The 13,816-nt window shown below is 39.6% G+C and carries 8 protein-coding genes and 1 CRISPR repeat array; of the genes, 7 read left to right on the top strand and 1 reads right to left on the bottom strand.

Annotation, left to right across the window (positions count from 1 at the left end; translation table 11 throughout):
• The first annotated feature begins 171 nt into the window (after nt 1-171).
• Entirely contained in the window at nt 172-5,451 is a 5,280-nt protein-coding gene (locus tag CRI9333_RS21890) for an nSTAND1 domain-containing NTPase (protein ID WP_015205337.1), read from the top strand.
• Nucleotides 5,452-5,529: 78 nt separating this feature from the next.
• Here the strand turns inward: CRI9333_RS21890 and CRI9333_RS21885 are convergent, their stop codons facing one another.
• A complete protein-coding gene (locus CRI9333_RS21885; RefSeq protein WP_015205336.1) occupies nt 5,530-5,961 on the bottom strand; it encodes a hypothetical protein in 432 nt (143 codons plus the stop codon).
• Nucleotides 5,962-6,205: 244 nt separating this feature from the next.
• Nucleotides 6,206-8,405: a CRISPR direct-repeat array (repeat unit 37 nt; unit sequence GTTTCAATCCCTAAAAGGGATTTAGGTGCATTTAAAC).
• Between the two features lie 267 nt (nt 8,406-8,672).
• On the opposite strand from CRI9333_RS21885, the gene CRI9333_RS21880 reads away from it, so the two are divergent.
• The 6 genes from CRI9333_RS21880 (at nt 8,673) to CRI9333_RS21860 (ending at nt 13,782) form a co-directional block, all read left to right on the top strand.
• The gene (locus CRI9333_RS21880; RefSeq protein WP_015205335.1) at nt 8,673-9,374 is read left to right on the top strand and encodes a M15 family metallopeptidase; all 702 of its coding nucleotides are present in this window, start codon (nt 8,673-8,675) and stop codon (nt 9,372-9,374) included.
• 165 nt (nt 9,375-9,539) lie between these two features.
• Entirely contained in the window at nt 9,540-9,905 is a 366-nt protein-coding gene (locus tag CRI9333_RS21875; protein ID WP_015205334.1) for a DUF3110 domain-containing protein, read from the top strand.
• Entirely contained in the window at nt 9,902-10,846 is a 945-nt protein-coding gene (murQ, locus tag CRI9333_RS21870) for an N-acetylmuramic acid 6-phosphate etherase (protein ID WP_015205333.1), read from the top strand. Before CRI9333_RS21875 ends, murQ begins: the two co-directional genes overlap by 4 nt.
• Before the next feature lie 96 nt (nt 10,847-10,942).
• Entirely contained in the window at nt 10,943-12,475 is a 1,533-nt protein-coding gene (locus CRI9333_RS21865) for a site-2 protease family protein (protein WP_041226161.1), read from the top strand.
• Between the two features lie 47 nt (nt 12,476-12,522).
• Nucleotides 12,523-12,663 carry a hypothetical protein gene (locus tag CRI9333_RS26990; protein ID WP_157462368.1) on the top strand — a complete coding sequence of 47 codons (141 nt, stop codon included), beginning with the start codon at nt 12,523-12,525 and terminating at the stop codon, nt 12,661-12,663.
• A gap of 261 nt (nt 12,664-12,924) precedes the next feature.
• A complete protein-coding gene (locus tag CRI9333_RS21860; RefSeq protein WP_015205331.1) occupies nt 12,925-13,782 on the top strand; it encodes an SGNH/GDSL hydrolase family protein in 858 nt (285 codons plus the stop codon).
• The last annotated feature ends 34 nt before the right edge of the window (nt 13,783-13,816 follow it).

Here is a 13,816-nt window from a genome sequence, read left to right as displayed (position 1 = left end):
CTGCATTCTTTTATCGCAACTATTTCGGTAAGAAAATCAAATTTTAGAAAGTTTAACCACAGATGCACACAAATAAACACAGATGATTAAGATGGAGTTATCAACTTGTGCCAAAACTAATATTCAGACTCCTCCCTCCTCCCTCCTCCCTCCTCCCTCCTCCCTTAAAAAATGTCTCCCGTTAGTATTGCTACCAGTCGCTCAACTCAAGCCTTAGAAACAGGGCAACCTAAACTTTGGCTGTTAATGGTGGGAGTCAACAAATATCAGGATCAAACTTTACATTCTCTACGATACTCTTCTGTAGACTGTCAAGGATTAGCAGAAGCTTTATTAGAGGCAACGCAGGGGTTTGCTCAGAAAGAAATCAAAATTTATCATGATTTTGCCCCCGAACTTCCTTATTTAAAAACTGTACGCGCCAGTCTTAAACAAATCTCTACGGCTGCTAAATCACAAGATACAATTTTATGCTATTTTTCTGGACATGGAATGCTAGAGCCAAATACTCAGCAAGCATATCTTTGTTTAGCAGATACTCAAAAAGATAATTTATTTAATACAGGTTTAGCATTACAAGAATTATTAGAATTATTAGGTAATTGTGCAGCACATCAGCAGTTAGTTTGGTTAGATGCTTGTCATAGTGGTGGCATGACGCTAAGAGGAATAACCCAAACAGCAAAAGCAGAACCGCTACTTAATCCTGCATCTCAATTAGTCGAAGTATTGCAGCAACGCGCTAATAAAACTCAAGGATTTTATGCTTTGCTTTCTTGTGACCAGGGGCAACAATCTTGGGAGTTTCCCGAATTAGGACATGGGGTATTTACTTATTATTTAATGCGCGGATTACGGGGTGAAGCCGCAGATGCACAAGGCAGAATTGATGTTGACAGCTTATACCGTTATGTTTATCATCAAACGCTGCAATATATTGATAAAACTAATCAACAATTACGTTTAATTAATCAACAAAAAAGGCATAAAGGCGAAACTCAGTTAAATCCCGAATATCCTCTGCAATCACCTAAACGAATAGTTGAAGGAATTGGGGAATTAATTTTAGGTTCAACACCAACTTATGGTAAATCACGGCTGCAAAGAACAGCTTTAGTAGTAGAAGGATTAACTAGCAGTAAGATTACACTTGAATTTAGTAAAGTTTTACGTGGAATTGGTGGTTTTGCACTAGAGTATTTACCTCGACCTGGAAAAACAACGGTACAAGATGTACGCGAAGCTATTCAAAAATGTTTGCGTGTAGCAGGTAAAGATGCAGGTGAATTACTAAATATCAAACAGCAATATAACACTGAAGAACCAACAACAGCATTATTATATCTGCGTGGACACCTGGCGGAAACAGAAGCAGATGAAGCCGTGCTTTTACTAGGAGAAGATATTATAATTAGTCGCTCTTGGTTAAGACAACAGTTGCGTCGTTCTCAAGTTATTCAACAAATTATTATTTTAGATTGTATAGATATAGAACAAACATCATCATTAAAAGAGTGGGTGGAAGATTTACAACTTGATGCGGAAAGAGGACAATGTATTATTGCAGCTTCTCCATCTGATAATAATTCTGAAAAATTTGCCCAAGCCTTACTTGATACTATAGTAGCGCCACAATCATCTGGTTTATCAATTGCTTGTTGGATTACGCAATTACAAGTTTTTCTAGCAGATGCTTTTCCTCTCCACATTTGGTTATCTGGCGCACAAGGTGTAATTGAAGTTTTACCTGGAAAAACTGCCTTTCAAAATAGCGACAAAGAAGGGCTTGATTTAGGAATTTGCCCATATAAAGGATTAAGAGCGTTTGGTGAAGAAGATGCTCAATATTTCTATGGAAGAGAAAATTTAACTCAGCAATTAATTAATCAAGTTGCTCACAAGTCTTTTTTAGCAGTTGTGGGTGCTTCTGGTAGTGGTAAATCTTCTGTTGTCCAAGCTGGCTTAATTGCCAAATTACGGCAAGGTAAACAATTCCCTGGAAGTGATAAGTGGTTTATTCGCAAAGTTACGCCAGGGATACGTCCTCTAGAAGCTTTATCAAGGCGTTTGGTAGAGGGTGGTATTGATAAGGAAAAAGCTAGCCTTCAAGCGTTACAAATAGAGGGGATGCTATATCAGGGGGTGGAGGGATTTGTTTATTGGATACGCAGCCGACCCGAATCTATGGTTGTGTTAGTAATAGACCAGTTTGAAGAATTGTTTACGCTTGCGCCAAGTGAGGATAGACAAAGGTTTTTAGAACTTATTTTAGGTGCGGTGGAGTATGCAGCAGATAAGTTTAAATTAATTATTACTTTGCGGACAGATTTTATTGCTGCTTGTTTGGAAGTACCCAAGTTAGCAATGCGTTTGCAACAGTCGAATGTGTTAGTTCCACCTAAGCTTACTGCTGATGATTATCGCCGTGTAATTGTTAATCCGGCGGAGCAAGTGGGTTTGAAGGTTGCTAATGATTTGGTTGAGGTTTTATTGCAAGAGTTAAATCATTCAGCAGGTGATTTGCCTTTATTGGAATTTGTTTTAGAACAGTTGTGGGAATATCGTTCTCAAGGTGAGTTAACTTTACAAGCTTATCAAGAGCAGGTTGGCGGAATTAAAGGCGCGTTGGAACAAAAGGCGCAAGCGGTTTATGAAAGTTTAGATGCTCAAGCAAAAGAGTGTGCTAGGTGGATTTTTTTATCGCTGACGCAGTTAGGAGAGGGGACGGAAGATACTCGGCGGCGGGTGTTTAAGTCGGATTTGGTGGTGAAGAAGTATCAAGCTGCTTTGGTTGATAGAACTTTGCAAGCGTTAATAGCAGCTAAGTTGGTTGTGGTTAGTTTGGAGGATGAGAGTAGAACCCCTCCCCCAACCCATCCCCGCCCGCGAGGAGGGGAGCAAGAGGATTTAAGCTCGATGAAATCCCCCTCCCCCGGATTTCCACAGGGGGGAAATGAGCTTTTGGAGGAGGTGAGGGAAGAGTCAGTGGAATTATCACTAGAAGTGATGAAACAACAGGTAACGGTGGAGGTGGCGCATGAGATATTAATTCGCCATTGGTCTACGTTGCGGTGGTGGTTGGAGGAAAATCGGGCAAGATTGCGATCGCAACGTCAAATTGCCCAAGCCGCTTTACAATGGAAACACAGTGGCAAGCAGTCTGATTTTTTATTGCAAGGTGTACGCCTCGCAGAAGCAGAAGATATCTATATTAAGTACACCGATGAATTATCAGCAGATGTACAAGAATTTATTGCTGCTTGTTTAGAACAACGACAACAAAAACAATTTGAACAAAAAAAGAGACTTAGACAAGCACAAAAAGCTGTAGTCGCAATCAGTGTTTTAGCAATAGCTGCTTCTGGTTTCGGAGGTTTAGCTTATTGGCATTCACAAACAGCACAGTTACGCGAAATTGATGCTTTAAATTCTTCATCGCAAGCTAATTTATTATTAAATAATCAGTTAGAAGCCTTAATTGCTAGTGTAAAAGCAGCAAAACGATTAAATAAGACTATTGCGATACCAGCGAACTTAAAAACTGAAACTGTTAGTACACTACAACAAGTTGTTACTACAATTCAAGAACGCGATCGCTTAAACGGTCATACTGATAGTGTAATTAGTGTAAATTATAGCCCAGATAATCAACTTATCGCTTCTGCGAGTCTTGATAAGACAGTAAAACTCTGGAGTAATCACGGTTTATTACTCACAACTTTACGTGGACATAGCGAAGCTGTCTATAGTGTTAGCTTTTCGCCTGATAACAAGATTTTAGCTTCTGCTGGTGTTGATAAAACTATTAAATTATGGAACGTTAGCGACCGTCGTTTACTTAAAACTATTTCAGGACATAACCAAACAGTTAATAGCGTAAATTTTAGTCCTGATGGTAAAATCATAGCCTCTAGTAGTGCCGATCAAACTATTAAATTATGGCAAGTTAGCGACGGTCGCTTGCTCAAAACTTTATCAGGTCATAACGCTGGCGTAATTAGTATTAATTTTAGCCCTGATGGTAATACTATAGCCTCTGCCAGTGAGGATAAAATTATTAAATTATGGCAAGTTAGCGACGCTAAACTACTCAAAATTTTAACAGGTCATACTAACTGGGTTAATAGTGTAACATTTAACCCAGACGGTAAATTGATTGCTTCTGCTGGTGCTGATAAAACTATCAAACTTTGGAATAGTAGCGACGGCAAATTAATCAGAACAATTTCAGGACATAACGATTCTGTGTGGGGTGTGCGTTTTAGCCCTGATAGTAAAAATATGATTTCTGCTAGTAGAGATAATACTATTAAACTTTGGAATCTTAACGGGATAGAAGTAGAAACATTTAAAGGGCATAAAAAAGGAGTTTATAGCGTTAGTTTTAGCCCTGACGGTAAAAATATTGCTTCTGCTAGTTTGGATAACACTATTAAAATTTGGCAGCGCCGAGAAAGTTCTTTACTAGAAATCTTAACAAGTGGTAGCGGAGTTTATGGCGCTAGTTTTAGCCCTCAAGGGGATATTGTTGCTTCAGCTACGGCGGAAGGAGCAATTTTACTTTGGCGACGTAGTGATGGCAAGTTCTTAAAAACCCTAACTGGGCATAATAAAGCTATTTATAGTGTTAGCTTTAATCCTCAAGGAAATCTGTTAGCATCGGCTAGTGAAGATAAAACTGTTAAAGTTTGGAATATTAATCATCAAACTTTACTTTATACGCTCAAAGGACATAGTGATGAAGTTAATAGCGCAAGTTTTAGTTTTGACGGTAAGATGATTGCTACCGCAAGTCGCGATCGCACTGTTAAACTTTGGGATAGTAATAATGGTAAATTAATTCATACGCTGAAGGGACATAGCGATGAGGTATACAAAGTTAGTTTTAGTCCCGATAGTGAAACTATAGTTACTGCTAGTGCTGATAAAACTATTAAAGTTTGGAATAGTCGCACCGGAAACTTAATTAAAAGTATCCCAGCACACAAAGATTGGATCTATAGTGTAAACTTCAGTCCTGACGGTAAATTTATTGCCTCAACCAGTGCAGATAAAACTATCAAACTTTGGAGAAGTAGCGACTACTATTTACTGCACACTTTTAAAGGGCATCAGGCAGAAGTATATAGTAGTAGCTTTGCTCCCGATAGTCAGACATTTACTTCCGCGAGTGAAGATAAAACCATAAAAATCTGGCAAATTGACGGAACCTTACTCAAAACTATACCAGCACATAGCGCGGCAGTTATGAGTGTTAATTTTAGTTTAGATGGAAAAAGTATTATTTCAGGCAGTTTAGATAATACTGCCAAAATTTGGAGTTTTGACCGTCAACAATTACAAGCTTCCGATCAAAAGTATTTAATGCAACGAGCTTGTAATTGGTTGCATGATTATCTCAAGACTAACTCTCAAGTTAGCCGAGACGAGCGCAAACTTTGTTCTAGTTAACGGTTATTGGTCATCGGTTAATTAACCAAAATCAGCAAATTTCTCCTCTCCCCTCTCTTCTCACTCCTCCCTATTTCTCTAATACTGAAGTTGCTGCTGAGGAACAACTTGCAAATTTAGATCATGGCTGCCAGGGCCTTTTGGTTTTGGTCGTACCCGTGTCTCCCCAGGTAAGTTTAATAACTGTTGGGTAGTTTGTTGCAAACCTGGATCAGTACCACCAGGGACAGGGGGCCTGGGTCGTTCTATGAGATTGGCTGGATTGCCTAATACCTGTTGATTAGGAGTTTGTTGCACACCCACCTCGAAACCTTTAGGGCCTTTGGGTTTCGGTCGTTCCCGTGTATCCGTAGAAGGAAACAATGGTTGCTGATTGCCATTTATTCGTATGTTATCAATTGTGGCTTGATTTGATATTGGTGGTTTTCGAGTGTCATTCGCCAAGCTAGAATTAGCACTGGCGATTACCATCGGTAATGCGATCGCTATTCTTAAAACTTGCTTGTTCATGGTTATTTCTGATCCTGTTAAACTTACTTGAAAATAGATGTGATTTTTAGAAAATATGCAAACTTAGTGAACTAACTGAGTTTTCTATTGCGGTTTCAGCCTTGATGATGTATAGAGATACATCTAACTATCTTGATACTCCCGATAAAAAACTACTTTTTTGTCTATATGTTACAAAAGTTTATATTTTTCGATTAATTTCAACCGAGGCGGATTTTTATATTAGATTTGTTGGCTTTTATTGGTTTCAATCCCTAAAAGGGATTTAGGTGCATTTAAACGCGAATAATTATGCAACTATCACTATTCACTCAACCGTTTCAATCCCTAAAAGGGATTTAGGTGCATTTAAACTCGATTAGCGATCGCATGGAAACTGCACCAGAACCGTTTCAATCCCTAAAAGGGATTTAGGTGCATTTAAACGCCTGAGATACATTTTCATCTATAACTAAATCATTTGTTTCAATCCCTAAAAGGGATTTAGGTGCATTTAAACTTCCCCTAGAAAAATGTAAAGGCGATCGCAATAAACGTTTCAATCCCTAAAAGGGATTTAGGTGCATTTAAACCTATAGCCATAATTTAATTGCTTAAGAAATACTACATCAGGTTTCAATCCCTAAAAGGGATTTAGGTGCATTTAAACTGCTTTGATTGTGCATGATATTAATAAAGCTTCAGTTTCAATCCCTAAAAGGGATTTAGGTGCATTTAAACTGATCCAGGAGCATGGTATGGCGTTTAAATGTTACGTTTCAATCCCTAAAAGGGATTTAGGTGCATTTAAACGCTATTGCACAGTTTGAAAGAGAGTTAATAAGGGGTTTCAATCCCTAAAAGGGATTTAGGTGCATTTAAACATTAGTAGTACCACCAGCTAATGCCTTTGTATGTGTTTCAATCCCTAAAAGGGATTTAGGTGCATTTAAACTATTTAAAACTTCACTTGTATGAAAGTCTAATGAGTTTCAATCCCTAAAAGGGATTTAGGTGCATTTAAACTTATACGATTTAACTGAGGAGGATTTACTATCCCTCGTTTCAATCCCTAAAAGGGATTTAGGTGCATTTAAACACGGCAACCTTCTAGCGTCAAAGTAAAAGGTAAAAGTTTCAATCCCTAAAAGGGATTTAGGTGCATTTAAACGGAATTTAAACGCTCACATCCAGAAGATGCTGTTTCAATCCCTAAAAGGGATTTAGGTGCATTTAAACGTTTTCAAAGCTTTGTATCAACGCCGATCACAATTCGTTTCAATCCCTAAAAGGGATTTAGGTGCATTTAAACTACAAGCCACGGTGAATGGTTAGAGGATTCTCGTAGTTTCAATCCCTAAAAGGGATTTAGGTGCATTTAAACCATAGTTCCTTAGCTGCTACCAGTAAGTTTTGATGTTTCAATCCCTAAAAGGGATTTAGGTGCATTTAAACTCCCTCTGAGTATGCTGTCTCGTCGGGGAGGTCTGGTTTCAATCCCTAAAAGGGATTTAGGTGCATTTAAACTGAAGCAATTAATCGAGTGGATTTTATCAATAGAGAGTTTCAATCCCTAAAAGGGATTTAGGTGCATTTAAACAACTAGAAGAATTAGGGATAGAGTTTAGACACTTAGTTTCAATCCCTAAAAGGGATTTAGGTGCATTTAAACGACCGGAGTTTTTTGATTAATCAAACTGGCGAGTTTCAATCCCTAAAAGGGATTTAGGTGCATTTAAACTCATCTTGCCATCCTTGGCTTTATACTCTTCCATGTTTCAATCCCTAAAAGGGATTTAGGTGCATTTAAACTCATTACGCCAGATGGGGGAGCGTATTGAAGAAATTGTTTCAATCCCTAAAAGGGATTTAGGTGCATTTAAACTATTTGCCACTGCTTAAAAGTTCATTATTACTATCTGTTTCAATCCCTAAAAGGGATTTAGGTGCATTTAAACCATAGCCACCTTGGTTATGACACAACAAGAATTCAAGTTTCAATCCCTAAAAGGGATTTAGGTGCATTTAAACTAAAAAATTAACTTTTAAGTAAATAGTTAATTTTTTGTTTCAATCCCTAAAAGGGATTTAGGTGCATTTAAACATGGAAGATCAAGAACTATCAATAAAAAAGCAGCGTTTCAATCCCTAAAAGGGATTTAGGTGCATTTAAACGGACAGCCTCTAGCATTATCATCATTATCTGGCTGTTTCAATCCCTAAAAGGGATTTAGGTGCATTTAAACTGGCTGATCCTGCTTGCGCGTCTGTCGTAATTTCTGGTTTCAATCCCTAAAAGGGATTTAGGTGCATTTAAACGGTGTGATTGGATGGCTGGCTTCTCTTGGGCTAGAGATGTTTCAATCCCTAAAAGGGATTTAGGTGCATTTAAACCTGCTATTACTGCTATTGGTGGGAACTGTTTTTTGTTTCAATCCCTAAAAGGGATTTAGGTGCATTTAAACTGCCGGAGCATGAAAGCGTTGCTGTATTTAGTTTTCGAGGTGCTGTTGCGCGGATTAATACTGAACATAGCATTTGGGCTAGATAGTACCGCATTTCAATTTCAACTATAAAGTAAAAATCTAGATAAATCAAGCATTATAGAGTTTGCGCGAATCACTATCAAAGCTATAATACCCCAAACCCTGATTCAGCAAGGAGTTTAGCCTAAAATCATGCTTAACTAAAAAAAACACCTACCTATTCGCGCAATTAACTGACTCATACCAATGAAACCTTATCAACAGATTTCTATTTTAGAGTGCGGGGAACAACTGCTGCCGATTCCGTTGGAATTTGCCATTGCATCTCCCCATCCATATATCAAACTAGGTGCTACTTATGGAGAGCGATCGCCTTATTATCTCCGTAAAGGTGTACTCGAACAATTAACCCAAGCGCAAACAAATCTCCAACAACAGTATCCTGGTTGGCGTATCCAAATTTTTGATGCTTATCGCCCTGTAGAAGTCCAACAATTTATGGTGGACTACACATTTAACGAACTTGTTCAAGCTCAAAATTTAACATCTAACTTATCAGAAGCCCAAAAACAAGCTGTGTGGCAACAAGTTGAGCAATTTTGGGCGCTTCCTAGCTTAGATCCCGCCACGCCACCACCTCACAGTACAGGCGCGGCTGTCGATGTGACATTAGTTGATAGCGAGGGAGAAATTATTGATATGGGAGGAGAAATTGATGAAATTTCAGAGCGATCGCATCCCAACTATTATAAAGATGCTACTTCCCCAACAGAACAGCAATATCATACCCACCGCCAACTATTACAAAAAATCATGTTTGCTGCTGGTTTTCAGCGTCATCCTAATGAGTGGTGGCATTTTTCTCTAGGCGATCAAATGTGGGCATGGTTATCTAACCAAGAAAATCCCACTGATTTAGTTGTTGCCCGTTATGGTCGAATAATTTAATCAAAAAGAATTTAGGAGTCAGGAGCCAGAATTTAGCTATGATTCTGTACTCTAGGTTAAGGACAGTTAAAATTACTGATCTATATGACGTGGACTGGTGGATAACCTAGACAATTTGTAGAATGCAATATTGTCAAATCCTCCGCCACCCATCAAAAACTACTAATGGCTGCACTCATGCAAGTATACGTTCTGTTATTTAACGCCCGAACTGAAAATGAAGGCATTCATACAATACAACTTGGCGGTCGTAATACTGTACTGATGTTTGAGTCAGAAGACGATGCCACCCGCTTTGCCCTGCAATTGGAAGCCCAAGACTTTCCTGATGCAGCAGTCGAAGCCATAGATAGAGAAGAAATTGAAGAATTTTGCCGTGACGCTGATTATGACTGTGAGCTAATAGAAGAAGGAATGTTAGCATTACCCCCAGAAAATAGCGTCGATGAAACAGACTGGCAAGTTGAAGGTTCTAAACCAGAAGTTTCTGACCTCGACCGTATTCGTCGTCAGTTAGAAGGATTATTGTGAGTAACACTAAAAATAATAATAACCAGCCGCTCAAAGAACGAGGTCACTTACTGACTGAACAGGTTAACCCCAATAGTCAGAATCTCGATCAGATGAATTCTCTAGAGTTGGTGGATCTGTTTAACACAGAAGATCAGCAAACTCTAGCTGCGATCGCGCAATCTCGTACCCAGCTTGCCGAAACAATTGACCGCACGGCTCAAGCCTTAAGTCGTGGCGGACGCTTATTCTACGTTGGTGCTGGCACAAGTGGACGCTTGGCAGTCTTAGATGCCGCCGAGTGTCCCCCCACCTTTTGTACACCGCCAGAACTTGTACAGGGCATCATTGCTGGCGGTGCGGGTGCATTAGTGCGGAGTTCAGAAAATTTAGAAGATCGATTTGAAGACGGTGCAGAAGCGATCGCACATCGTCACATCACAGACCTAGATGTTGTCATCGGCATCACTGCTGGCGGTACTACCCCCTATGTGCATGGAGCGGTTCAAGCAGCACGGCAACGCGGAGCCACCACCGCCTTAATTGCCTGTGTCCCTGCTGAACAAGTAAGCATCGAAGCTGACATCGACATTCGGCTGCTAGTTGGACCAGAAATACTAGCTGGTTCTACCCGACTCAAAGCCGGAACCGCTACAAAAATGGCTTTAAACATCATTTCTACTGGAGTGATGGTAAAGTTAGGTAAAGTCTACGGCAATCGCATGGTCGATGTGGCTGTCACTAATACCAAGTTACATGACCGCGCCCTGCGAATGCTGCAAGACCTGACAGATCTCAATCGTGAAGATGCTGGTTACTTACTAGAACGCAGTGGCAGAAAAGTTAAGTTAGCTTTGTTAATGCACTGGACAGGGGTAGATCAAGAAGCAGGAGAGCATCTGCTGGCTGAACATCATGGCAATTTAAGACTAGCTGTAGAAAAAGTGCAGGATGAGAAGTGAGAGTCAACAGACATCTCCTCTCATGGAAATTTAGAGACGTTGGATACAACGTCTCTAAAGGTGCGGGACTTAGAACCTTGAATTAATATTTGATAAATGTTTATGACATCAGAAAATACAGCAACAATTATAATTTTTCTTATAGCTTCAGGAATACTTGGTTTAGGCTTTTATCGTGCCAAGCCTTATGGAAAGGTGGGAATTTTAGCTTGGTTGCAGTCATTAATCTTGATGCTGCCTTGGCTATTTTTGTTTGGTTCGTTTGCCCTGGGTATTTACCTGAACCTTGTGAGTGTGGTGTTTTTGTTAGTAGGTTCGAGTGGGTTATACATTTTTATAGGTAATAGACTGCGTGCTGCTGGTCAGGATGTTGCTTTACGGGAGAAAATAGCTGAAAGATTGAAGGCTAACCAAGAAGTAAGCACACCAGAAAATATATCCCCAGAAGACATCACATCTACTCAAGGCGCAGCATCTGCCGAAGGTATTCAGGAGGTTAAAGCAGTGCTTCCGATTCCAGATGCAGATTTAAAAAGTATTCAAGGCATTTTTGGGATTGATACCTTTTTTGCCACAGAAACGATCGCATATCAAGAAGGAGCGATTTTCAAAGGGAATCTGCGGGGAGAACCAGCAGCGACACATGAGCGGTTGTCTGCTAGTTTACAGGAAAGAATGGGCGATCGCTACCGACTATTTTTAGTAGAAAGTCCTGAAGGTAAACCTGTTGTAGTCGTATTACCCAGCACCAACGATCCACAACCCAGCACAATTCCTCAGAAAATTCTCGCAGTTGTCCTATTTTTGGCAACAATTGCCAGTAGCTTAGAAACGGCTGGACTTTTCCTCGGCTTCGATTTATCTAGTAATGTAGAACGAATCAAAGAAACTCTACCTATCACTATCGGCATCTGGGTAGTTTTAGCATCCCATGAAATAGCACATAGAGTCATCGCCAAGCGTCACAATATCCGCCTCAGTTTACCTTTCTTTCTTCCTAGCTGGCAAATCGCCTCATTTGGCGCAATTACCCGCTTTGAGTCTTTAATTCCTAATCGCAGTGTTTTGTTTGATATAGCCTGTTCTGGTCCCGCTATTGGCGGTATTATATCTTTCTTGATGCTGATTATAGGATTACTGCTTTCTCACCCTGGTAGTTTATTTCAATTACCCGCGCAATTTTTTCAAGGCTCAATTTTAGTCGGGACACTGGCAAAAGTAATCTTGGGTTCTGCCCTCCAAAATACCATTGTTGATATCCACCCACTAGCAATAATTGGTTGGTTGGGTTTAGTAGTTACAGCATTGAACTTAATGCCAGCAGGACAGTTAGATGGTGGCAGAATTGTACAAGCTATCTATGGGCGTAAAACTGCTCAACGGGCAACAATAGCAACATTAATTATCCTGGGTATTGTTTCTATAGTGAATCCAGGTAATCCGATCATTTTTTACTGGGTAATTGCGATTTTGTTCTTACAGCGAGGTTTGGAAAGACCGAGTTTAAATGAAATTACAGAACCGGATGATGCTAGAGCCGCTTTAGGTTTACTTGCTTTGTTTTTGATGATAGCAACTCTAATTCCTTTGGCTCCTGGTTTGGCAGGACGTTTAGGTATTGGAGGATAGTTTTCATCACAACCCCACCCCGAAGCGGCGGGAGGGGAGAAAGTTTTATGTTTAATTATGTTGACATAATTAGCAAAGTTTGTTATATGAATTGGGTTTTGATGTTGAGATTTTTTTTAATTAATTTAAAGTTTAAAGCTAGTGCGATCGCAGAACTTCGCTCCACAACACTTTTTTATCGCCCTTAGCAATATTGCTAATAATTAATTTGATTAAAAACAATTGGTAAAATCCGTGCAATTAAGTATTCGGTTCCCTCGCATACTTCTAAATTTAACTTGTTAGCCTAGAGAAGCGATCAATTGCAGGCTCAAACTCTACTCGATCAGGTTGCAGTCAGGTTTTGAATTTCCGCGTCAAAGCTGCACTTTTAGTAGTGTAAGCATTAATAATTTGAGCTTAATTAAAACTAAATTTTAGCAACAAAACTTTCTTTACTGTTTTTTATCATGGTTGTAATCACAAAATCTCTTCAAAATTCTCATCCGATTACAGAACTTAATGTATTTGGGGATAGTCTTTCAGATGTCGGTACGGTGTTTCGATTAAGTGGAGGAATGTACCCGCCAAATCCGCCTTATTTTCAAGGACGTTACTCTAATGGTCTAGTTTGGGTAGAATATCTTGCCGAAAGCCTTAATCTGTCATCAAACCAAAGCAAGAATTTTGCTTATGGAGGAGCAACTACTGGAAAGGTTAACCCAGGTGCAGCGCAGATAAATTACAACAGTTTAGTACCTGATTTGTTAACTCAGGTAAAGTCTTTTACACAGGCAAATCAACAGGCAAATCTTAATGCACTATATGTTATTTGGGCGGGAGCGAATGACTATTTGCAAGGAGTAAGCAGTGAAAAAGTTCCCCTAGAAAATTTGACGATCGCGATCGCATCCTTGCATGATTTTGGTGCTAAAAAGATGCTTGTGGGAAATTTGCCAGATTTGGGACACTTACCAGCGACACGAACTAATGGGAATTCTGCATACTTAAGTGGATTAACAAGGGCGCATAATCAAGGCTTAAGGCGATCGCTCAAGCTAATTAGTCAGCAAAGATCTGATCTTCAAATTGCTACTTTAGATGCTAACACGCTTTATCGAGAAGCCATTACAAATCCCGCCGCGTTTGGTTTTAGCAATGTCATCAGTGGATGTATGGCTGCTCAAACCAGCTATAGTAATCCAGACCAGTTTTTATTCTGGGATAGTATTCATCCAACAACTGCGGCTCACCATATTATAGGTAAAACTGCATTGGCAGCGATTCAAGATGCGGGGATAATTAACACAACTTATACACATAAATGATCCCCCTAAATCCCCCTTAAAAAGGGGGACTTTA

It is taken from the genome of Crinalium epipsammum PCC 9333 (assembly GCF_000317495.1).
GTDB classification, from domain to species: domain Bacteria; phylum Cyanobacteriota; class Cyanobacteriia; order Cyanobacteriales; family PCC-9333; genus Crinalium; species Crinalium epipsammum.
Note: the sequence above shows the minus strand (reverse complement) of the source record. Positions and strands in the feature narration are given on the sequence as shown.